The sequence below is a fragment of the Streptomyces sp. PH10-H1 genome (genome assembly GCF_030063355.1).
Lineage (GTDB): Bacteria > Actinomycetota > Actinomycetes > Streptomycetales > Streptomycetaceae > Actinacidiphila.
The window spans coordinates 45,882-67,275 of record NZ_JASISZ010000036.1 but is presented as its reverse complement, the minus strand read 5'-3'; the positions used below and the strand labels follow the sequence as shown (position 1 = coordinate 67,275).

Annotated in this window: 15 protein-coding genes and 1 pseudogene; 9 read left to right on the top strand and 7 right to left on the bottom strand. The window is 70.2% G+C overall.

Going from position 1 to position 21,394, the window contains the following annotated elements; all coding sequences use genetic code 11:
- Window positions 1–68 precede the first annotated feature (68 nt).
- On the top strand, window positions 69–788 hold the full coding sequence (gene bioD, locus QMK24_RS21880) for a dethiobiotin synthase (protein ID WP_283468254.1): 720 nt from the start codon (window positions 69–71) through the stop codon (window positions 786–788).
- On the opposite strand, the gene QMK24_RS21875 is transcribed toward bioD, so the two are convergent.
- A complete protein-coding gene (locus QMK24_RS21875; RefSeq protein WP_283468253.1) occupies window positions 785–1,735 on the bottom strand; it encodes an IS481 family transposase in 951 nt (316 codons plus the stop codon). The genes bioD and QMK24_RS21875 overlap by 4 nt on opposite strands.
- Window positions 1,736–1,912: 177 nt before the next feature.
- Here QMK24_RS21875 and QMK24_RS21870 point away from each other — a divergent pair, with 177 nt between their 5' ends.
- The gene (locus QMK24_RS21870; protein WP_283468252.1) at window positions 1,913–2,578 is read left to right on the top strand and encodes a class I SAM-dependent methyltransferase; all 666 of its coding nucleotides are present in this window, start codon (window positions 1,913–1,915) and stop codon (window positions 2,576–2,578) included.
- Window positions 2,579–2,600: 22 nt separating this feature from the next.
- On the opposite strand, the gene QMK24_RS21865 is transcribed toward QMK24_RS21870, so the two are convergent.
- From QMK24_RS21865 to dnaE, 3 genes are all read right to left on the bottom strand, one after another.
- Entirely contained in the window at window positions 2,601–2,972 is a 372-nt protein-coding gene (locus QMK24_RS21865) for a fic family toxin-antitoxin system, toxin component (RefSeq protein WP_283468251.1), read from the bottom strand.
- Window positions 2,969–3,196, bottom strand: a complete 228-nt coding sequence (locus QMK24_RS21860) for a DUF6364 family protein (RefSeq protein ID WP_283468250.1) — start codon at window positions 3,194–3,196, stop codon at window positions 2,969–2,971. Before QMK24_RS21860 ends, QMK24_RS21865 begins: the two co-directional genes overlap by 4 nt.
- A 146-nt stretch (window positions 3,197–3,342) precedes the next feature.
- Window positions 3,343–6,897: a DNA polymerase III subunit alpha gene (gene dnaE / locus QMK24_RS21855; RefSeq protein ID WP_283468249.1), complete on the bottom strand. Its 3,555-nt coding sequence runs from the start codon at window positions 6,895–6,897 to the stop codon at window positions 3,343–3,345.
- A 407-nt stretch (window positions 6,898–7,304) separates the two neighbouring features.
- Here dnaE and QMK24_RS21850 point away from each other — a divergent pair, with 407 nt between their 5' ends.
- The 3 genes from QMK24_RS21850 to QMK24_RS21840 all read left to right on the top strand — a co-directional run bounded on the left by QMK24_RS21850 (window position 7,305) and on the right by QMK24_RS21840 (window position 12,069).
- Window positions 7,305–8,654: a hemolysin family protein gene (locus QMK24_RS21850; RefSeq protein ID WP_283468248.1), complete on the top strand. Its 1,350-nt coding sequence runs from the start codon at window positions 7,305–7,307 to the stop codon at window positions 8,652–8,654.
- Window positions 8,651–9,691 (top strand): hemolysin family protein, encoded by a 1,041-nt coding sequence (locus QMK24_RS21845; RefSeq protein WP_283468247.1) that lies wholly within the window; start codon window positions 8,651–8,653, stop codon window positions 9,689–9,691. Before QMK24_RS21850 ends, QMK24_RS21845 begins: the two co-directional genes overlap by 4 nt.
- A gap of 161 nt (window positions 9,692–9,852) precedes the next feature.
- Window positions 9,853–12,069: a HelD family protein gene (locus tag QMK24_RS21840; RefSeq protein WP_283468282.1), complete on the top strand. Its 2,217-nt coding sequence runs from the start codon at window positions 9,853–9,855 to the stop codon at window positions 12,067–12,069.
- Between the two features lie 113 nt (window positions 12,070–12,182).
- On the opposite strand, the gene QMK24_RS21835 is transcribed toward QMK24_RS21840, so the two are convergent.
- Window positions 12,183–12,878 carry a type 1 glutamine amidotransferase domain-containing protein gene (locus tag QMK24_RS21835; protein ID WP_283468246.1) on the bottom strand — a complete coding sequence of 232 codons (696 nt, stop codon included), beginning with the start codon at window positions 12,876–12,878 and terminating at the stop codon, window positions 12,183–12,185.
- 113 nt (window positions 12,879–12,991) lie between these two features.
- Between QMK24_RS21835 and QMK24_RS21830 the strand changes: the two genes are divergently transcribed.
- The gene (locus tag QMK24_RS21830; protein WP_283468245.1) at window positions 12,992–13,945 is read left to right on the top strand and encodes a LysR family transcriptional regulator; all 954 of its coding nucleotides are present in this window, start codon (window positions 12,992–12,994) and stop codon (window positions 13,943–13,945) included.
- A gap of 243 nt (window positions 13,946–14,188) precedes the next feature.
- Window positions 14,189–16,036, top strand: coding sequence for an alpha-L-fucosidase (locus QMK24_RS21825; protein ID WP_283468244.1), 1,848 nt, complete (start codon window positions 14,189–14,191; stop codon window positions 16,034–16,036).
- A gap of 58 nt (window positions 16,037–16,094) precedes the next feature.
- On the opposite strand, the gene QMK24_RS21820 is transcribed toward QMK24_RS21825, so the two are convergent.
- Window positions 16,095–17,624 carry an ABC transporter substrate-binding protein gene (locus QMK24_RS21820; RefSeq protein WP_283468243.1) on the bottom strand — a complete coding sequence of 510 codons (1,530 nt, stop codon included), beginning with the start codon at window positions 17,622–17,624 and terminating at the stop codon, window positions 16,095–16,097.
- Between the two features lie 52 nt (window positions 17,625–17,676).
- Window positions 17,677–19,707 carry a hypothetical protein gene (locus QMK24_RS21815; RefSeq protein WP_283468242.1) on the bottom strand — a complete coding sequence of 677 codons (2,031 nt, stop codon included), beginning with the start codon at window positions 19,705–19,707 and terminating at the stop codon, window positions 17,677–17,679.
- Between the two features lie 297 nt (window positions 19,708–20,004).
- Here QMK24_RS21815 and QMK24_RS21810 point away from each other — a divergent pair, with 297 nt between their 5' ends.
- Both QMK24_RS21810 and QMK24_RS21805 read left to right on the top strand, forming a co-directional pair.
- Window positions 20,005–20,385, top strand: a complete 381-nt coding sequence (locus QMK24_RS21810; protein WP_283468241.1) for an ATP-binding protein — start codon at window positions 20,005–20,007, stop codon at window positions 20,383–20,385.
- A gap of 144 nt (window positions 20,386–20,529) precedes the next feature.
- A pseudogene (locus tag QMK24_RS21805) lies at window positions 20,530–21,392 on the top strand (RNA polymerase sigma factor SigF).
- The last annotated feature ends 2 nt before the right edge of the window (window positions 21,393–21,394 follow it).

The following is a 21,394-nucleotide window of genomic DNA, read 5'->3' as shown; positions in this document are numbered from 1 at the left end:
GCCCGCGGCGGCGCGCACGGTACGAACGCCGCCCGGGCCGGGCACCCACACGAGGAGGAAGCGAACATATGGCGGTACTGGCGGTCACGGGGACGGGTACGGAGATCGGGAAGACCGTGGTGACCGCGGCGGTCGCCGCGGCGGCGCTGGCGCAGGGCCTGAGCGTCGCCGTACTCAAACCCGCCCAGACGGGTCTGGCGGAGGGTGAACCGGGCGACGCCGCCGAGGTGGCGCGGCTGGCCGGGGAGGTCACCGCGGTCGAACTCGCCCGCTACCCGGAGCCGCTGGCACCCGCGACCGCGGCCCGGCGTGCGGGACTGCACCCGGTGCGTCCGGCCGAGATCGCCGAGGCGGCCGCGAAGCTGTCCGCCGTGCACGACGTGGTGCTGATCGAGGGCGCGGGCGGACTGCTGGTGCGGTTCGACGACGGCGGCGCGACGCTGGCCGACGCGGTGAAACTGCTCGGCGCGGCCGTTCTGGTGGTGGTGCCGGCTGGTCTGGGCACGCTCAACGCGGCGGCGCTGACGACGGAGGCGCTGGCCGCGCGCGAGCTGCGGTGCGCCGGAGTGATCGTCGGCAGCTGGCCGGCCGATCCGGACCTCGCGGCACGCTGCAATCTCGCCGACCTCCCGGAGGTGACAGGTGTGCCGCTGCTCGGCGTGGTCCCGGCCGGTGCGGGCGGGCTGACGCCGGACGACTTCCGCGCCGCCGCGCCGGGCTGGCTGGCGCCACAGCTCGGCGGTGTGTGGGACGCCGACGCCTTCACCCAGACCGAGGGACGTCACTAGGTGTACTGACCCGTGAGGTTGGGGACGCGGCTGGCGGGTGGTTGGCCCTTGAGTGCGGTGTGTCCGCGGTGGTGATTGTAGGTGTGGAGCCAGACGGGGTATGCGTCGCGTCGCTCGGTCTCGGTCCGGTAGGGCTGTGCGTAGGCCCATTCGTCGAGGAGGGTGCGGTTGAACCGCTCGACTTTCCCGTTGGTCTGGGGCCGGTAGGGGCGGGTTCGCTTGTGTGAAACCCCTTGTTCGGCAAGGGAGTTGCGCCAGAGGTGGGATTTGTAGCAGGAGCCGTTGTCGGTGAGGACGCGTTCGATGGTGATCCCGGCCTGGGTGAAGAACGCGTGGGCCCGCTGCCAGAACCCGACGGCGGTCTCCTTCTTCTCGTCGGCCAGGATCTCGCTGTAGGCGAGTCGGGAGTGGTCATCGACGGCATTGTGTATGTAGCTGTAGCCGGCGGAGCGGTTCTTGCGGCCTGCCTGGCGTCCGAGCACTTTGTGTCCGCCGCCGTCGGGGATGTTGCCGAGCTTCTTGATGTCGACGTGGACCAGTTCGCCGGGCTTCTCGCGTTCGTAGCGGCGTATGACGCGGCCGGTGGCACGGTCCAGGTGGGCCAGACGGGCGAGGCGGTAGCGGGTCAGGACCCGGTGGACGGTCGCGGGGTTCAGGCCCAGGAGGTAGGCGATGCGGGCGGGTCCCCACCGCCGCAGGACACGGACCTTGATGATCCGCCGCTCGGTGCGGGTCGGAGTGCGGCGGGGGCTGTGATGCGGACGCGAGGACCGGTCGGTCATGCCCGCCTCGCCCAGCTCGCGGTAGCGGCCGGCCCAGCGCTGGGCTGTGGTGGGTGAGACCTGGAAGCGCTCGGCGGCCCGCCGCAGCGGCCAGCCGTCATCGACTACGCAGCGGGCCAGGCGCAGGCGTCCGGTCTCGGTCAGGGGTGCATTACGGTGGGGCATGAGGGCCTTCTGTCGTTCGGTGGAGATGTCGCAATCCACACCGAACCCGGAAGGCCCTCACTCGTTCAAGACACCTCAGCCGAGACCTCCATCACCCGTCCACAACCTCCCGGGGCAATACAACTAGGGCGCACAATCGAGGGAGAGGGAACGGTCGTCGAAGCGAAGGGGCCTGCCATGGCCGCGCGCAGCCGTATTGCCCGCGATCCCGTACACCACCCGCACTTCGCGCGCTGGTACGCGCGCCTCGCGCCGCTGGCCGACGAACGTCTGGGGCTGGCCCGCTACCGCGCTGAGCTGGTGGCCGGCCTGTCCGGGCGGGTGATCGAGATCGGGGCGGGGAGCGGGCTGAACTTCCGGCACTTTCCCGGCACGGTCTCGGAAGTCGTGGCGATCGAGCCCGAGCGTCATCTGCGCATGAGGGCCGCCGATGAGGCGCTGCGGGCGGAAGTGCCGGTGGATGTGGCACCGGGGGTGGCCGAGGCGCTGCCGGTCAAGAGCGAGGCGTTCGACGGCGCGGTGGCGTGCCTGGTGCTGTGTTCGGTCCGGGACCAGCGGCGCGCGTTGGCGGAGCTGTTCCGGGTGCTGCGGCCGGGCGGCCAGCTGCGGCTGCTGGAGCACTGCCGGGCCGAGGGGCGCGGGCTCGTGGCCGTGCAATGGATGGCGGACCACACCGCGTGGCCGCTGCTGGCCGGCGGCTGCCACACCGGGCGTGACACCCTGGCCGCGGTGCGCGCGGCGGGTTTCGAGATCGTGGAACAGCGCCCGCTGCGGATTCCGCCGGGACGGTTCCCGGTGCCCAGCGCGCCGCATGTGCTCGCGACGGCGCGCCGCCCGGCCTGATGCCTCTCCGGCTCCCGCGCGGCTATCCGCTCCAGCCGCGCAGTTCCTCCGCGATCCTGCCGACGCCCGCGGAGCCGTCCTTGACCAGCCGGGCCAGGTCGCGGACCCGCTCCGGCGATGTGGTGACCTTGAGGCCGCTGGCGACGAGGTACGCGTAGGCGACCGCCGAGGCGAACATGGCGTTGGACCGCTCCAGCGCGGGGACATGGACGAGTATCTGCAGCAGCGCGGCGGCTCGGTCGTGGGGGTCGGGGTAGACGGGGGTGCCGAAGATCTCCGCCTGGTGCCGGCTCACCGCCGCGAGCAGCGCGCCCCAGTCGGTGACCTGCGGGTCGCCGGGAGTGTTGTGCTCGGCGACCATGAGCAGCCAAGCCAGGTCGATACGCAGGCTCAACGGCTGCCTTCGCGCTCCGTGCCGAACTCCTCGGCGAACACCGCTTCATAGCTCTTCATGAAGTCGGCGGCGGCCTCGACGAAGGTACGGCCGCTTTCCCCCGCGTCCTGCTGGACGAGCTCCTCGATGTAGCGGTTGACGCTGATGCCCCGGCGCGAAGCCAGGTCCCGGGCCGTCTCGGCGGTCGACTCGTCCACCCGCACGTTCAACTGGGTCTTGGCCATACCTACAAGCTAGCGCCGATCCGCTAGTGGCGGCAAGTGCGACCCCAGCGGGATGTCCCCTTGCCGGAGCGGCTTGGTCCCGCGCCGCCGCTGCCCGCGACCAGTGGTTTCCGCCCGGCCGTGGCCGGACGGAAACCACTGGTCGCTCACGCCACGCCCAGCCAGGTCTCCGCGCCGAAGGAGCCCTTGATGTCGGAGGCGATGGTCTCGTGGTTCACCAGGAATCCCAGCTCGAAGACGGTGGTCTTCTCCGGGCCGCGGACGCGCATGCGGACGGGGCTTTCGCCCGGATGGGCGCGCAGGATGCGCTTGAGTTCGGTGATGGCCGGCTGGTTGAGCTTGTGGGCGCGCATGAACAACTGGACGGGGGGCTTGCCGCCGTACTCGGCGGAGGAGATGTCCAGCTCCATCAGTTCCTGGCCGGCGATGTTGATCGCGCCGTCCCGGTCGTTGATCCGTCCGGTCACCGCCACCACCGTGTCCGGGATCAGCGCGTGCTGCACCAGCTGGTAGGAGGCGGGGAAGAAGCAGATCTCCATCGTGGCGTCACGGTCGGCGAGCTGGACGATCGCCCAGGCGTTGCCCTGCTTCGTCATCCGCCGCTCGACGGTGGTGATGAGCCCGGCGAGTTTCACCACGCCCTGAGTCTGCCCCGAGCCGAGCAGATCGGCGATGGAGGTGTCGCGGTTACGGGCGAGGATGTGCTCCGCACCGTCCAGCGGGTGCGCGGAGACATACAGGCCCAGCATCTCCCGCTCGGTCGACAGCAGTTGCTTGCGCGGCCATTCGTCCTCGCCGATCTTGAAGTCCAGGCCGAAGCCCGAGCCGCCGTCATCGCCGCTGTCGAGCGCGCCGAAGAGGTCGTCCTGCCCGTACGCCTCGGCCTTCTTGACCGGGATGATCGCGTCGATGGCGTCCTCGTGGACCGCGGACAGCCCCTTGCGGGTGTGCCCGAGGGAGTCGAACGCACCGGCCTTGATCAGGGATTCCACGGCCCGCTTGTTGAGCGCGTTGATCTCCGCCTTGTCGAGGAAGTCGCTGAAGGCGCTGTACTTCCCCTTGGACTTGCGCGAGGCGACCAGCGACTCGATGACGTTCGTGCCGACGTTGCGGACGGACTTCAGGCCGAACCGCACATCGTCGCCGACGGCGGTGAAGTCGGCGGTGGACTCGTTCACGTCCGGCGGCAGTACGTTGACGCCCATCTTGCGGGCGTCGGCCAGATAGATGGCGGCCTTGTCCTTGTCGTCGTCCACCGAGGTGAGCAGCGCCGCCATGTACTCGGCGGGGTAGTTCGCCTTGAGGTAGGCGGTCCAGTACGAGACGAGGCCGTAGCCGGCGGTGTGCGACTTGTTGAAGGCGTAGCCGGAGAACGGGAGCATGACGTCCCACAGCGCCTTGATCGACTCTTCGCTGTAGCCGTTGTCGTGCATACCGCCGTGGAACTTCTCCCACTCGGCCGCCAGCACTTCCGGCTTCTTCTTGCCCATGGCGCGGCGCAGCAGGTCGGCGCCGCCGAGGCTGTAGCCGGCCAGTTCCCGGGCGATGGCCATGATCTGCTCTTGGTAGACGAGCAGGTGGAAGGTGGTCCCCAGGATCGGTTCGAGCGCTTCGCGCAGCTCGGGATGGATCGGCTCGATCTCCTGGCGGGCGTTCTTGCGGTGCGCGTAGTTGGTGTGCGCGTTCGCGGCCATCGGGCCGGGCCGGTACAGGGCGAGGACGGCGGCGATGTCCTCGAACCGGGTGGGCTCCATCAGCTTCAGGAGCGCGCGCATGTTGCCGCCGTCGAGCTGGAAGACGCCCAGGGTGTCGCCGCGCGCCAGCAGTTCGTAGGTGGTGGTGTCGTCCAGCGGGATGGTCTCGGTCTTGAGGTCGACGCCCCGGTTCTCTTTCACGATCTTCAGGGCGTGATGGATGATGCCCAGGTTCCGCAGACCCAGGAAGTCCATCTTGACCAGCCCCATGTTTTCGCAACTGGGGTAGTCGAAGCCCGTGATGATCACGCCGTCCTTGTCCCGGCGGTGCATCGGGATCAGGTCCAGCAGGGGCGTCTTCGAAAGGATCACCGCGGCCGCGTGCACACCGGTGCCGCGTACCAGGCCCTCGATGCCCTTCGCGGTGTCGATGACCCGCTTGACGTCCGGCTCGTTCTCGTACATCTGCCGGATCTCGCCCGCCTCGCCGTAGCGGGGGTGCGAGGGGTCGAACATGCCGGTGAGCGGAACGCCCTTGCCCATCACGTCGGCCGGCATGGCCTTGGTGATGCGGTCGCCCATCGCGAAGGGGTAGCCCAGGACCCGGGAGGAGTCCTTGACCGCGGCCTTGGCCTTGATGGTGCCGAAGGTGTTGACCTGGGCGGTGTACTCCTCCCCGTACTTCTCGGTGACGTAGCGCACCATCCGGTCGCGCTGGCGGTCGTCGAAGTCGAGGTCGACGTCGGGCGGGTTGATCCGCTCGGGGTTCAGGAACCGCTCGAACAGCAGGCCGTGCTCCAGGGGGCACAGCTCGGTGATGCGAGTGGCGTAGGCGACGATCGAGCCGGTCGCCGAGCCACGGCCGGGGCCGACGGGCACGTCGTTGTCACGCGCGTGCTTGCAGATGTCGGCGACGACGAGGAAGTAGCTGGAGAACCCCATCGGACCGATGATCTTCATCTCGGTCTCGAACCGCTCCATGACGGCATCGGGGATGGGGTCGCCGTAGCGCATCACCAGACCGTTCATGACCTCTTTGCGCAGCCACGATTCCTGGGTCTCGCCCTTGGGCACGTCGAACTGCGGCATCTGGTTGACTTCGGCGAAGACCTCGTCGTACGGCTGGATGCGCTCGGCGATCAGCAGCGTGTTGTCGCACGCGTCGGGCAGTTCCGAGAACAGCTCGCGCATCTCGGCCGCGGTCTTGATGTAGTAGCCGGTCCCGTTGAACCGGAACCGGGCCGGGTCGTCCTTGTTCTTGCCGACGCCGACGCACAGCAGGGTGTCGTGCGAGTCGGCCTCGCTCTCGTGCACGTAGTGCGAGTCGTTGGTCGCCAGCAGCGGGATCTTCAGCTGTTCGGCGATCCTGAGCAGGTCCTCGCGGACGTTCCGCTCCAGATCCAGGCCGTGGTCCATCAGCTCCAGGAAATAGTTCTCCTTGCCGAACATGTCCTGGAAGTCGGAGGCGGCCTTGAGGGCCTCGTCGAACTGGCCGAGCCGGATGCGGGTCTGGATCTCGCCCGACGGGCAGCCGGTCGTCGCGATGATTCCCGAGGCGTGCTGGGCGATCAGTTCCCGGTCCATCCGGGGCTTTCCGTAGAAGCCCTCGAAGCTCGCGAGCGAGGAGAGGCGGAAGAGGTTCCGCAGACCCTGCGCGTGCTCGGCCCACATCGTCATATGGGTGAAGCGGCCGCCGCCGCTGACGTCCTTGCTGCCCTCACCGTCGTCCGAGACGGCCCGCTGCCCGCCGGGACCCCAGAACTCCGGCTTCCGGTTGCGCCGGGAGGACGGCGCCACATAGGCCTCGATGCCGATGATCGGCTTGACCGGGCCCTTCTTCGCCACCTGGAAGAACTCGTACGCGCCGAACATGTTGCCGTGGTCCGACATGGCCACCGCCGGCATACCCTCCTCCTCGATCTTCTTGAAGAGGATGGGCAGTTTCTGCGCGCCGTCGAGAAGCGAGAACTGGGTGTGATTGTGCAGGTGGACAAAGCTGTCGGACACCGGGCAGGCACCTCCGGGGCGGGTCGCGGGAAGCCTCCACCCTATCCCTCGGCACCCTCCCCCGAGCCCCGGATTCGGCCCTTCGGACATGATCGGAAACGGGGTGAAACAGTGACCTGGGACAATCACCGTACGCGTTCGCACAACGCCTTCCGGTAGCCCGCGCGCGGCGGCGATCCAGGAGCGGGCGCTGCGCCCGTGCCCCCGCGCCACGCCGCCGCTTTGCCTTTCCTTTACTATGAGCATGATCCGCGTCCCCCGGGACAGCCGGCATGACAACCCGTATGACCGCCCCCAAGGCAGCCCCTCGAGGAAAGGCGTGAACGTCCCTCCATGGACGACCCTCCCCGTAGCCGGTGCCGTGCGAACCGTCCGCCGCTGTCCGATCATGGGACGGAGGTGACCCGATGACCGAAGTGCTCCTCCTGGTGGTCGCTCTGCTGCTCACCCTCGCCTGCGGTGTCTTCGTAGCGGCCGAGTTCTCGCTCACCACCATCGAACGCGGCGAGCTGGAACGCGCGGAGCAGGCCGGCGAGCGCGGCGCGTCCGCCGCCCTGGAGGCGGTCCGCACCCTGACCCTCCAGCTGTCCGGCGCACAGCTGGGCATCACCGTCACCGGCCTGGTCATCGGCATGCTCTCCAAGGGGTCGATCACCAAGCTGCTCACCGGGCCGATGGAAGCCGCCGGGCTGCCGGAGTCCGCGTCCACCTCCGCCGCGCTGATCCTGGGCACGGCGCTATCGACCGTGCTGCTGATGGTCGTCGGCGAACTCGTCCCCAAGAACTGGGCGATCTCCCGGCCACTACCGGTCGCCAAGGCCGTCGCCGCCCCGCAGCGGGCCTTCACCGCCGCGTTCGGCCCGTTGATCCGGCACCTGAACAACACCGCCAACCGGATCCTGCGCGGCATGGGCCTGGAGCCCGCCGAGGAGCTGGCCTCCGCGCGCGGCCCGCAGGAACTGGTGGCCATGGCCCGGCACTCCGCCAAGGCCGGCACCCTGGAGGCGGACACCGCGGAGCTGTTCGTCCGCACCCTGAACCTGGCGGATCTCACCGCCGAGAACGTGATGACGCCCCGTGTCCAGGTCACCGCGCTCGACTCGCGCGCCACCGCCGAGGACGTCGCCGACGCCACCCGCGCCACCGGACTGTCCCGTTTCCCGGTCTACCGCGGCACCCTCGACTCCGTCATCGGCACCGCGCACATCAAGGACGTGCTGGCCGTCCCCGCCGAGCGCCGCCCCCACTTCCCGGTCACGTCGCTGCTGCGCCAACCCGTGCTGGTGCCCGAGTCGCTGACCGTCGACCGGCTGCTGGACCGGCTGGGCGGCAAGCAGTCCATGGCCGTCGTCATCGACGAGTACGGCGGTACGGCCGGCGTCGTCACCCTGGAGGACATCGTCGAGGAGGTCGTCGGCGAGGTCCGCGACGAGCACGACCCGCACGAGCTGTCCGACCTGACCCTCGTCGGGGAGGACGCGGACGGCCGCCGGATCTACGACGCCGACGGCGCGACCCGCACCGAGGACCAGCTGGAGGAGATCGGCCTGCACGCCCCCGACGGACCGTACGAGACCCTCGCCGGCCTCGTCGCCCAGCGCCTCGGCCGGATCCCGGCCCTCGGCGACACCGTAGAACTGGACGGCTGGCGACTCGAGGTCACCGAGGCGACCGGGCGCCGCGCCGCCCGTGTCCGGCTGATCTCGCCGCCCGCCGCCGGCGACCGGTCCGCACCGGACGGGGAGACCTCCCGATGACCGCCCTGCAGCTCCTCATCGGCGCCCTGTCCCTCGTCGTCAACGCCTTCTTCGTCGGCGCCGAGTTCGCGATGATCTCCGTACGCCGCAGCCAGATCGAGACGCGCGCCGCCAGCGGCGACCGCCGTGCCCTCAGCGTCATCTGGGGCCTGGAACACCTGTCGCCGCTGCTCGCCGCGGCCCAGCTCGGCATCACCGTCTGCACCCTGGTCCTGGGCATCGTCGCGGAACCGGCCTTCGCGCAGCTGCTCGAACCGGTCTTCCACGCGGTCAGCGTGCCCGGGGCGCTCATCCACCCGATCGCGTTCGTGATCGCCCTGACGGTCGCCACCTATCTCCATATGCTCATCGGCGAGATGGTCCCCAAGAACATCGCCCTCGCCGCGCCCGCGCGCAGCGCGCTGGCGCTCGGCCCGCCGCTGGTCGCCGTCACCCGGGCCCTGCGCCCGGTCATCTTCACGATCAACGCCTTCGCGAACACCCTCCTGAGACTGCTGCGCGTCGAGACCAGGGACGAGGTCGCGGCGGTGTTCTCCGACGACCAGCTGTCCCGGATGGTGACCGACGCCGGCCAGGCCGGACTCCTGGACTCGCGGGCCGCCGAACGCCTGCAGGACGCCCTGGAACTCGGCCGCCGGCCCGTCGGAGAGATCGTTCTGCACACCGACCGCGTCGTCCGCGCCCCGCTGGGCATCACGCCCGAGGGCCTGGAGCGGCTGTCCGCGCAATCCGGCTTCTCCCGCTTTCCGGTGGCCGGCGCCGACGGCCGGCTGCTGGGCTATCTGCACGTCAAGGACGCCCTGTTCACCCAGCCGCGGGACCGGTCCTTCCCCGGCGAGGCCCTGCGGCGCATCACCACGGTCCGCGCCGCCACTCCCCTCGACGACGTCCTCACCGCCATGCGCGCCGGCCGGGCCCATCTGGCTTCGGTGGTCGACGAGACGGGCCGCGGCATCGGCCTCGTCACGATGGCCGACGTCCTGAAGGAACTGGTCGGTCCGGCCGCGACCGGCAGGGACGCCGACCACTCCCGGTGATCCGGATACCGGCCCAGCACAAAAAAATACCCCGGACGCATTGACGTCCTGGGTATTCCACTGCGTATATTAGGTGCTTCATGTCTTCGCGCAGAAAACAGCGCAGAGAAGTCTTATGTGGACACTGTACCGCGTCAGGAGCTGAATTGTCAACCGAGGAATTGCAGAATGAACAGCAATTCGTCTCACGGCTCTACGAGCGCCTCGACACGCTCCGCGAGCAGGCCGAGGCCACAGTCCTGGCCTCCTTTGCCCAGGTCGGCAAGGGCCTCCAGGCCCGCGTCGAGCGCGATGTGACGGTCACCGAGCGGACCGGACTGCTCTCCGCGCTCAATTCCGTGGAATCCGGACTCTGCTTCGGACGGATCGACTTCGCCGATGGAATGAGCCACCACATCGGGCGTATCGGAATCCGGCAGGACGACGATGCGCACACCCCGCTCATCGTCGACTGGCGGGCCCCCGTCGCACGTCCCTTCTATCTCGCCACCGGGCATTCCCCGATGGGCCTGCGCCGCCGTCGCCACCTCACCACTTCCGGGCGCACCGTCACCGCGCTCCATGACGAGGTCCTGGACCTCGCCGACGCGGTCCGTACCGGATACGAGGACCCGCGCGGCGACGCGGTGCTCCTCGCCGCCCTCGGCGCCGCCCGCACCGGGCGCATGGCCGACATCGTGCAGACGATCCAGGCCGAGCAGGACGAGATCATCCGCGCTCCGCACCGGGGCGTCCTCGTCGTCGAAGGCGGGCCCGGAACCGGCAAGACCGCCGTCGCACTGCACCGGGCGGCCTATCTGCTCTACGCCCACCGCGAGCAGCTCGCCCGCCGGGCCGTACTGATCATCGGGCCCAACCCGGCCTTCCTCGGATACATCGGCGAGGTGCTGCCCTCACTGGGCGAGACCGGTGTGCTGCTGTCCACCGTGGACGAACTCTTCCCCGGTGTGCGGGCCACGGGCACCGACCGTGCCGGGGCCGCCGCCGTCAAGGGCCGGGCCGGCATGGCCGATGTCCTCACGCGGGTCCTGCGGGACCGGCAGACCGTCCCCGACCCGTTCCTCGTCATCCGGCACGAGCGCGAGACGCTGCTGCTGGAGCGCGCCGCCGCCGAGGACGCCCGGCACTGCGCGCGCGAGACCCGGTTGCCGCACAACTTGGCCCGCGCCCACTTCGGCCGCTTCGTCCTCGACGCGCTCACCGCCCAGCTCGCCGAACGGCTCGGCACCGACCCGTACGACGGCGAGAACCTCCTCGACCCGGACGAGGTCGAGCAGCTGGGCAACGAACTGGACGCCAACCCCGAGGTGCACGCCGCCATCGACACGTTCTGGCCGTACCTCACCCCGCAGCAGCTGATCAGCGACTTCCTCGCCGACCCCGTCCAGCTGCCCGACACCGACGCCGCACTGATCCGCCGTACCGGCGGCGCATGGACGGCGAGCGACATTCCGCTCCTCGACGAGGCCGCCGAGCTGCTCGGCGAGGACAAGCGCGCCGCGCGCGCCGCGGCCGCGCGGGAACGGGGCGAGCAAGTGGCTTACGCCCAGGGGGTGCTGGAACTGTCCTACGGCTCGCGCACCTTCGAGTTCGAGGGCGAGGAATCGGAGATCCTGTCCGCCCACGACCTCATCGACGCCGAACGCTTTGCCGAACGCCACGAGGAGACCGACCACCGCAGCGCCGCGGAACGCGCCGCCGCCGACCGCACCTGGGCCTTCGGCCACATCATCGTGGACGAGGCGCAGGAGCTGTCCGCGATGGCCTGGCGGCTGCTGATGCGCCGCTGCCCGACGCGCTCGCTGACCCTGGTCGGCGACCCCGCCCAGACCGGCGACCCGGCGGGCTGCGCCTCCTGGCAGCAGATCCTCGACCCGTACGTCGGGGACCGCTGGAGCCATGTGCGCCTGGGCGTCAACTACCGCACTCCGGCCGAGATCATGGAAATGGCGGCCGGCGTGGCCCGCGCCGCCGACCCGTCGTACGAGCCGCCGCGCTCCGTACGCTCCACGGGGGTGCGCCCCTGGATTCGCGCCACGGACGACCTGGTCCGCACGGTCGCGGAGGCCGTGTCCGGAGAGACCCCGGACGACGGCCGCCTCGCGGTGATCGCGCCGCGTGCGCTCCACGAAGCGCTGGCCGGGAAGCTGCCCGGCGTGACGGCGGGCGAGGAGCCCGATCTGACGCAGCCGCTGGTCCTGCTCGACGCCCGGCAGGCCAAGGGGCTGGAGTTCGACGCGGTGATCGTCGTCGAGCCCGCGCTCATCGTCTCCGGCTCGGCCCGCGGCGCCAGCGATCTCTATGTCGCCCTGACCCGTGCCACCCGTTCGCTGGGCGTGGTGCACACCGGCGAACTGCCGGAAGGGCTGGACCAGTAGCCACCGGCGCCGCGCCCGTGCGGCCCGTTCAGCGGGCCGCAGGCGTCGTGGACGGCGACGTCGTGGCCGGTGCGTCCAGCACCGCGGTCAGCCGGTCGTTGACCCTGGTGCGGTCAGCTCAGGGCCTTGAGCAGTTCGGCGGCGAGGGGTGCGGACGAGGCCGGGTTCTGCCCGGTGATCAGGTTCCGGTCGACGACCACGTACGGCGCCCACGGTTCGCCCTCCTGGAAGTCCGCGCCGAGCGCGACGAGCCGGTCCTGGAGCAGCCACTCGGCCTTGTCCGCGAAGCCCGCCTGGGTCTCCTCGGCGTTGGTGAAAGCGGTCAGCCGGTAGCCGGCGAACGGCGAGGTGCCGTCGGGGCGTGCGGCCGCGAGCAGGGCGGCCGGGCCGTGGCAGACCACACCGAGCGGCTTGCCGGAGTCCAGGGCTGCGGTCAGCAGGCGGCCGGAGTCGGTGTTGACGGCCAGGTCCTCCATGGGGCCGTGCCCGCCCGGGTAGAAGACCGCCGCGTAGTCGGCGAGTTCGACCTTCTCGAGCGCGACCGGCTGCCGCAGGGCGGGGATCGCGGCCAGCTCGGCGGCGATCGCGTCGGCGGCCTCCTGACCGCCGTTCACCTCTGGAGCCAGGCTTGCCCGGTCGACCGTGGGGACCACCGCGCCGGGTGTGGCGACCACGACCTCGTGACCTGCCGCGGTGAAGGCGCGGTAGGGAGCCACGGCTTCCTCGCCCCAGAATCCGGTGGGGTGCCGGGTGCCGTCGGCCAGCGTCCAGTGGTCGGCACCGGTCATCACGAACAGGATCTTTGCCATGTCACATCTCTCCACGGGGGGCGACGGGCTGACGTTCCGCACGCGGAAGGTCAGCCCGCTGTTGACGTCGAACGTAGGCCGTCGATCCATCGAAATCCAATAGAATCACCACCATGACCGATAGAAATCCCAATGGATCGGAGCCGCCGGGCCCGGGGACGGGACCCGTGGACCTCACCTTGCTGCGGACCTTCCTGGCCGTGCACCGCGCCGGCTCCTTCACCGCCGGCGCGAAGCTGCTCGGCCTGTCCCAGCCGACCGTGACCACCCAGGTGCGCGCCCTGGAGGAGCGACTGGGGCGTCAGCTCTTCGAACGCCTCCCCCGCGGAGTCGCCTCCACCGCGGTCGCCGACCAACTGGCGGCCGACGTCGCGGGCCCGCTGGACGCCCTTGCCGCGGTCGCCGGCGGCCGTGACCACTTCGACCGGCGGATACCCGCCGAGCCGGTGCACCTGGCCGGTCCCGCCGAGCTGCTGTGTGTCCTCGCGCTGCCGGCCCTGGCTCCGCTGGCCGACCGGGGCGTCCGGCTGCGGATCACCACCGGCCTCACCGACGACCTGCTCGAGGGACTCCGCGCGGGCCGCTACGACCTGGTCGTCTCCACCACCCGGCCCCGCGGACGCAGCGTCACCGCGGTCCCTCTCATGGACGAGGAGTTCGTCCTCGTCGCGGCACCCGCCTGGGCCGAGCGGATCGGTCCCGGCCGCGTCGCCGCCGAGGGACCGTCCGCACTGCGCGACGCTCCGCTGATCAGCTACGCCGACGACCTGCCCATCGCCCGCCGCTACTGGCGCCACGTCTTCGGCACCCGGCTGACCGGACAGGCCGCCATCACCATCCCCGACCTTCGCGGCGTCCTCGCCGCGGTCGTCGCCGGCGCCGGTTTCAGCGTCCTCCCGCGCTATCTGTGCCTCGGCGAACTCGCCTCGGGCGCCATCGTCGCGCTCCTGGAACCCGGCGAACCCCCGATCAACACCGGGTACCTCGCCCAGCGCCCCGGCGCCGGCGAACTCCCGCACGTCGCCCTGGTCCGCGACCACCTTCTCCGGGCGGGCCGCACCTGGTAGCCGTGCGCCACAACTGTCGGGGGCCGCAACCACAGTCCGCGCACTCGGAGGTGGCGATTCCGCTGGAAAGATTGGATGACTTCCCATATCGCGCGGAGCAAGGGTCCTGAAAATCGCCGGGGATTGGCGTTTTTCCGGCAACTTCTCTTGACGGGCATCGCTGACGCCCACTAGACATCGGATGAAAGTTCCCGCTCCCGTTATTCGGATGAACCCTGTATCCACGCATCAACGGAGATGCCCATGATCCGCTCAGCACGCACGCTCCACCTGGTACTCGCCTTCGTGGTCGCGCTGGTCGCGGCCCTGAGCCTGGCCGGCGGTCCGGCCACCGCCGCGTCGGCCGCCGCGTCCACAACTCGGGCCGCCGCACCGGCCGTCGCCGGTCCCGGCACGAACTACGCCTACGACGATCCCTTCACCAGCGCGCGCACCCAGTGGTGGCGCGACGACCGGTTCGGCATGTTCATCCACTACGGCGCCTACTCCCAGTTGCAGGGGTCGTACACCCGCCCCGACGGGACGGTGTGCCGGGACGCCGAATGGATCGAGCGCAACTGCGCCATCCCGAAGCCGGAGTACGAGAACATCGCCGCCCGGTTCAACCCCGCGGCCTTCGACGCGAACGCGATCGTGAAGCTGGCCAAGGACTCGGGCCAGCGCTACATCGTGCAGACGGCCAAGCACCACGAGGGCTATGCGATGTGGCCGACGAAGGTCAACACCTGGAATCTGCGGGACCATTCGTCGTTCAGCAAGAGCCGCGACATGCTGGCCGAGATGAAGGCCGCCGCCGACTCCCAGGGGATCAAGTTCGGCCTCTACTACTCGATCTGGGACTGGCACAACCCGAACTTCACCGCCGACTTCACGCAGTACAAGAAAGACATGTACGCCCAGCTCAAGGAGCTGGTCGACAACTACCACCCGGCGGTCCTGTGGTTCGACGGCGAGTGGGCGACCGACAACCCGGCCAACCCGTGGTCGAGCGCCGACGGCGAGGCGCTGCAGACCTATCTGCACGGCCTCGACCCCAATCTAGTGATCAACAACCGGGTCGACAAGCGCCGGATCGCCGACGGCGACTATGGCACCCCGGAACAGGAGATCCCCTCGGCCCCGGTCGGCGGACAGCTCTGGGAATCCTGCATGACCCTCAACGACCACTGGGGTTACGCCAGTTACGACACCAACTGGAAGTCCGCGACCACGCTGACCCGCAACGTCATCAACATCGCCTCCCGCAGCGGCAATTACCTCCTCAACATCGGTCCCGACAAGACCGGTGCGGTGCCCGCGGCGGCGGCCGACCGGCTGCGTTCGATGGGATCCTGGCTCGCCGGCAACGGGCAGGGCGCCGCGGTCCACGGCGCGAGCGCGGCCAGGAACGTGGCCACGCCCTCATGGGGAGCGGTGGCCGCCGCACCGGGCAACAAGCTCGAGGCATCGGTCTACTCCTGGCCGGGCGCCGGTAAACCGCTGCACCTGACCGCCACCGCGGCCCTGGCCATCACCGGGGCACGGGTACTCGGCAGCGGTCAGCAGGTCACCTGGAAGGCGGCGGGCGACGGCTACGACATCACGCCGTCCGGATCGGCGACGAACGCGGTTGCCACCGTCATCGAGCTGACCTACGCCCCGCCGCGGCCGGCGACCGGTAACGGCACCGGACTGACCGCGCAGTACTGGGACAACGCCTCGTTCAGCGGAAGCCCGAAGGTGACCCGCACCGACAAGACGCTGAACTTCGTATGGCGCTACCTCGGCTCGCCCGACCCGGCCGTTCCGACCGACAACTTCTCCGCCCGGTGGACCGGATCGATCCAGCCCCGGTACAGCCAGGCGTACACCTTCCTCACCGTCTCCGACGACACGGTGCAGGTCTGGATCGACGGCAAGCAGCTCATCAGCAACACCACTCCGCATGACGCCGCCGTCGACACCGGCACGGTGGCTTTGCAGGCCGGAAAGAAGTACTCCATCCGCGTCGACTTCACCGAACGCACCGGTGAAGCGGCCATGAAACTGCTCTGGTATGCCCCCGACGAGGCACAGCGCATCGTGCCGGCAAGCGCGCTGTACCCGTTCTGACCGCATGACCGGGAGCGGCGGCCGTCCTTCCGACGGCCGCCGCTCCGCCGCGCCGGGCTCAGTCCTGCTTCGGGACGAACGGAGTGCCCGTTCGAGAGGAGACAGCGAGCGTGTGGACCAATCCGTCGGCGCCGATCTCGATGACGGGGACGGCCTTGTCCTGGGGAGAGCCGTCATTGCCGAAGGAGATGTACCCGCTGGCGCCATGCACCGCGTCGACCCGGTGCAGCGACTGCCAGATCTGGATCATCCGGGAGCCGGTCACCCGGCCGTTGGATGTCCTGGAGTCCAGACGGGCTCCCACGACAGCTGTGGTGACGGCGTCATAGCCCATGATCGCCTGACCGTCGTCGAGCGACTCCAGCGGGAACGTCGCCTGGAAGTAGCCCTTTCTGCCGAGGGTGCCGGAGGCACCGGTGACCGGGGCCGGGAACGCGGCGGGACGCCTGGCCCAGGCCTCGGGGTGGGCGAGGCCGGTGTACAGCAGCCGGACGGTGCCGCTCCGCAGGGTCTCCTTTATCTCGTCGAAGCCGGCGGCCTGGGCAACCTGCGAGGCGTCGTCGCCGGACAGCACGATGAGTTTGCGGTCGGGGCAGGGCCGGTTCTTGAGCGGGGCCAGGAAGCTGGGCAGGTCCACACCGCGGCCGGCGAAGTAGATGACATCCGGTTTCACCGCGCACAGATTCGCCATCCGGGTCGCGAACGCGGTGGCGACGCCGTCCTGCGAGGAGTCGTACTGCTCGACCTGTCCGGCCAGCCGTTCGGACGGGAGGACCGCCAGGAACGCCGCGCCGAGAGTGCGGCTGTACTGGTCGTCGGCGCGGGCGTCCTGGACCATCAGGACCTTCAACCCGGCGTACGGCGGCTGCTTGAGGAACGAGGCGGCGGCCGCCGCCTCGTCGGCGTTGGTCGGGGCGGTGCGGACCAGCCCGTGGATCTTGGCGAGGGTGTCCGCGGTGATGACGGAGCCGACCGCGGCCAGCTGCAGTCCGCCGGACTCCGGGTCACCCGTCACCTTCCCTATCATCCTCGCGGTCTCGTCGGTACTGGTGCCCAGTCCGGCCACAGCGACGATATGGTCCGGGCCGATCCGGCCGCGGATCTCCTCCAGCGCGGCGTCCCGCTGCTCATCGGTACCGCCGCAGTTGGCCAGCAGCAGCCGGATACGGGGGACATCGCCGCCGCCGAGTTTGTTGTCGGCCTCGTACAGGGCGGAATAGGCGCCCTGGACCTCGTGCCGTACGGAGTCGGGGGTGGTGGTGTCCTTGGGGCCGGGGATCATCGGCATGAGGTAGACGATGCTCACGAAGGACCGGCCGTCCTTGTCGACCGCCTCGTTCTGCGTACGGATCAGGTCGGAGACCGCCGCCAGGTTGTCGGAGAAGTGGTACGAGCCGTCCGTCACGCCGACGCACTGCCCGTCGGCCCCCACCTGCCGCACGGCGGCAGCGCATGAGGTGTCCTTCGGCCACAGCACCCAGGTGACGGTGGAGCCGGCGAGCGCGAGCACCAGAACGGCCAGCACCACGTTCCACGGCCACCGTATCCACAGGCGGCTGCCGGTCACCCATTGGCCCCGGGTCGGCATAGCGCGTTCCTCCTCAGACGGAACAGAGCGGATCAGAACTGCGGTCGGGTCCTCAGTCGGTGAACCGGGCGGCCTCGTCCAGCAGCGTGTCGGTGTCGGCGTCCGCCGCCAGCGCCAGCTGCCGGAACATGGCGCTGATCTTGTAGTTGAGTTCGGGACGGCCCGGTGGCAGCCGGTTACGGGGGTCGCCCGCGAGCCACAGCGCGGCGGTCAGTTCGGCCAGGGGCCGGCCGGTGACCGGCTCGGCGTACGCGGCCGGCGCGTGCTCGCGGGCCAGCCGGCCCGCGTTGTGCGACGGCTGGGCGTCCGTCAGCTGCACACGGTGCATGGGGGCCGCGGTGACGTGGTAGAGCTCGCGCAGCCACGGCGCCGCGTCGGCGGCGCCGAAACCCTGGGCGAAATGCTCTACCACCGCGTCGAGTTCGTTCAGCGCCAGCCGGTGGTAGAGGGCGTCCAGCGGGCGGCCGTGGCGCTCGTGCCAGGCGCGCAGCGCGTGGTGCGCCTGCTGCCAGGCGGCCGGGTCGTCGGCCCGGGCCGACGACCCGGCCAGCTCCTCGAGCAGCAGCAGCCGCAGCCATGGATGCAGGACGGGCCGCTCCTCCGGGGCATCGGCCGGCAGGAGATAGCCGGACGGGCCGCGGCCACCGCGGGTGTTGGCGTCCTCCGGTACCGGCGCGAACAGCCACAGCTCGTTGCGCAGTTCGAGCATGACGGTGTCCCGGGCGTGCTCGGACAGGTCATTGAGCAGACCGGAGTTGACAGCGGCCGACGGGGTCCGGGCCGCGGCGAGCGGTATCGCGGCGGCCCGCTGGTCGGCGGTCAGTCCGCTGAGCAGGTAATCGCGGACCACGGCGCCCAGCGGCGGCCTGTGGGCCGGATCGCCGTCCGCGCCCGGGACCGGGGGGTCCAGCAGACCGTACAGATCGCGGTCCGAGACACCCGCGGCGAGCAGCTCGCCGATGGCGGTGTGCACCTGCTGGACGCTCCACGGGTGGCCGTAGGTGAGCCGGTGCACCAGCGGGGTGGCGCGGGCGAGTTGCGTGGCGTGCAGGGGATGCCGCCCCGCCTCCAGTGACACCTCGACCTCGTACAGGTCGCGTAACCGGACCGGGTACCACCAGTCCGCGGGCGGGGCGTCGGCGCGCGGCCGCCAGTCGGCGTACGAGGCGCGGTCGGCCACCTGGATATGGGGGTCCGAGGGCCGGCCGTCGGCGGGGCCCGGGACCGCGCGGGTGGTGGCGCTGGTCGCCACGATCAGCAGCGGATCGTAGGTGCCGGGGTGCGACACGGCGTGCTCGGCGCGCAGCCGTACCAGCAGGTCGAGGAAGCGGGTGCCGTGGCTGTGGTCGATGTTGTCCAGCAGCACCAGGCAGTTGTGGTCGCGGCGGGCGTGGCCGTACGCGGCGCGCAGATCGGCGAGGAAGGCCTCGCACAGCCGCCGGTCCACGGCCTCGCGGTGCTCCTCCGTCGTGCTGCGGCTGCGCAGGTTCAGCTCGACCAGTTCGTCCATCGCGGTGGGCGGTCCGAGCGTTCCGTACCAGTGGTACGTCTGGTTGAGGAAGGTGCGGGTCGGCATGTACTCGAATCCGCGCAGCAGCACACCGATGATGAGGTCGGTACCGGGAATCGGGGACAGGCCGAGCGAATCGATGATCGAGCTGACCTCGCCCGCGTCGACCGAGACGCCCCGGCTGCGTGCCTGACGAAGCGCCTTGCGCAGTTCGCGGGTGGCCTGTTCCCGGTCGATCAGCGACAGCTCGGGCTGTACGGCGAGCAGCCCGAGCAGCAGCCGGGGGAAGCGCAGCGGCTTGAGGCCGCTGTGCCGGCGCGCCAGCAGGAACGCGAGATGCACGGCGACTTCGTACGGCCGCTGTTCGTCCGCGGCGGCGAAGTCGACCCGGGCGGCCGGGGCCCCGCGCGTCACGGCCTCGAAGTGGTCGAGCGCGAACGTCTTGCCGCTGCCGGGCCGTCCCAGCAGGGCTATCACCGGCAGCGCCCGATCCGGTGCGCGGGGCGGTCGCGACCAGCATTCGTGCACCAGGGCGTCGATCTCGCCCAGCCCAGGGGGTGGCGCCTGCACCATGCCGGTCCCCCTCGCGGCGAGCGTGATCGCAGAGACAGCATCGTGCCATGAAGCGCCCCGCGAGGCAGGGGGTTTGACGTACCGGGCCGCACCGGGAGGTGGTGCGCGGGGCGCGCGGCGGGGTGTGCGCCCGGGATCGTGGGGCAGGCGCGCTATCGGGACACGCTCATCCAGTTTCCGGACAGCTTCCGGACGAGCTCTCCCGCACGATGCGAAGGGCAACGGAAGGCATCTTGTGACTGCCGGCAGGCCGGCGGCTGCGACCGGACTCCGTCTGCCGGAAGGAGTCACACATTCATGATCCTCATGGATTCGGAGACGGGCGACACCGCTGAGGCCCGTGACGCGACGGCCCTGTTCGTGGCCCGGGTGTGCCCATGGGCCGATCTCGACGCGGTGGTCCTGGTCGTCTCCGAACTGGTGACCAACGCCGTACGGCACACCACCGGTTGGTGGCAGCTCAGTGTGGACGGACGCCGCGACCGCCTGACCGTACGGGTCGACGACTCCAGCCACACCCCGCCCACCGCGCGCATCCCCGATCTGTCCGGGGGCGGCGGCCTGGGATGGACCGTGGTGCGCGCCCTCACCACCACCGTGGAGGTCGTACAGCGCCCCGGCGGCAAGGCGGTTCGCGCTCAGTGGTGGCGCCCGGCGGCCGGCACCGCGGCCGGCTGAGTCCGTCCCGTTCAGGAAGTGCCGGGCGGGCCGGGGCATCAGCGGGATATCCGGGGACGTCACAGGGGCATGGAGTCGGGGATCGCGGGCAGACGAACGGTCGTCGGACCGAGCGAATGCCAACCGCACTGGGAGATTCACCTCATGGGCACTGCAGCCAAGGCGACGGTCCGAGCGCTCACTGGAATCGCGCCGGAGCGGGAGCTGCCCTGGGTGGAGGATGCCGGCACGGTCGCTCCGGCCGACGCGAGGGCACTGTCGAAGATCTTCTTCGACCGGCTGCGGACCCTCGACGAGGGCACGCGCGACCACCAGTACGCGCGCAACACCCTGATCGAGCTGAACATGGCCCTGGTGAAGTTCGCCGCCCGGCGCTTCCGCAACCGGGGTCCGAGCCCTTCGAGGACATCGTCCAGGTCGGCACCATCGGACTGATCAAGGCCATCGACCGCTTCGACCTGTCGCGCGAGGTAGAGTTCCCCACCTTCGCCGTGCCGTACATCATCGGTGAGATCAAGCGGTTCTTCCGCGACACCAGTTGGGCCGTCCATGTACCGCGCCGCCTGCAGGAGCTGCGACTGTCGCTGGCCAAGGCCGTCGATGAGCTGTCCGCCCGCCTGGACCGCTCCCCCACCACCGCCGAGCTGGCCGCCCACCTGCAGCTGACCTCCGAAGAGGTCATCGAGGGACTGGTCGCCAGCAACGGCTACACCGCCGGATCGCTGGACACCCCCACCTCCGAGGACGACGAGAGGGGCGGCGGCCTCGCCGACCGGATCGGCGATCTGGACCCCGCCATGACCGGCATCGAGAACCTGCAGACCCTCAAGCCTCTGATGGCCCGGCTGGGTGAACGCGACCGCCACATCCTGCAGATGCGCTTCGGCGACGAGTTGACGCAGGCACAGATCGGCCAGGAACTCGGTGTCTCCCAGATGCACGTCTCCCGCCTGCTCAACTCCGTCCTGACCCGGCTGCGCCGGGGCATGCTCGCCGGCACCTGCTGACC

What these genes read in the sequence shown, in the direction of transcription:
- bioD (WP_283468254.1), top strand. Translation starts at nt 69, where the DNA reads ATGGCGGTACTGGCGGTCACGGGGACGGGTACGGAGATCGGGAAGACC.
- QMK24_RS21875 (WP_283468253.1), bottom strand. Translation starts at nt 1,735, where the DNA reads ATGCCCCACCGTAATGCACCCCTGACCGAGACCGGACGCCTGCGCCTG.
- QMK24_RS21870 (WP_283468252.1), top strand. Translation starts at nt 1,913, where the DNA reads ATGGCCGCGCGCAGCCGTATTGCCCGCGATCCCGTACACCACCCGCAC.
- QMK24_RS21860 (WP_283468250.1), bottom strand. Translation starts at nt 3,196, where the DNA reads ATGGCCAAGACCCAGTTGAACGTGCGGGTGGACGAGTCGACCGCCGAG.
- QMK24_RS21850 (WP_283468248.1), top strand. Translation starts at nt 7,305, where the DNA reads ATGACCGAAGTGCTCCTCCTGGTGGTCGCTCTGCTGCTCACCCTCGCC.
- QMK24_RS21845 (WP_283468247.1), top strand. Translation starts at nt 8,651, where the DNA reads ATGACCGCCCTGCAGCTCCTCATCGGCGCCCTGTCCCTCGTCGTCAAC.
- QMK24_RS21835 (WP_283468246.1), bottom strand. Translation starts at nt 12,878, where the DNA reads ATGGCAAAGATCCTGTTCGTGATGACCGGTGCCGACCACTGGACGCTG.
- QMK24_RS21830 (WP_283468245.1), top strand. Translation starts at nt 12,992, where the DNA reads ATGACCGATAGAAATCCCAATGGATCGGAGCCGCCGGGCCCGGGGACG.
- QMK24_RS21825 (WP_283468244.1), top strand. Translation starts at nt 14,189, where the DNA reads ATGATCCGCTCAGCACGCACGCTCCACCTGGTACTCGCCTTCGTGGTC.
- QMK24_RS21820 (WP_283468243.1), bottom strand. Translation starts at nt 17,624, where the DNA reads ATGCCGACCCGGGGCCAATGGGTGACCGGCAGCCGCCTGTGGATACGG.
- QMK24_RS21815 (WP_283468242.1), bottom strand. Translation starts at nt 19,707, where the DNA reads ATGGTGCAGGCGCCACCCCCTGGGCTGGGCGAGATCGACGCCCTGGTG.
- QMK24_RS21810 (WP_283468241.1), top strand. Translation starts at nt 20,005, where the DNA reads ATGATCCTCATGGATTCGGAGACGGGCGACACCGCTGAGGCCCGTGAC.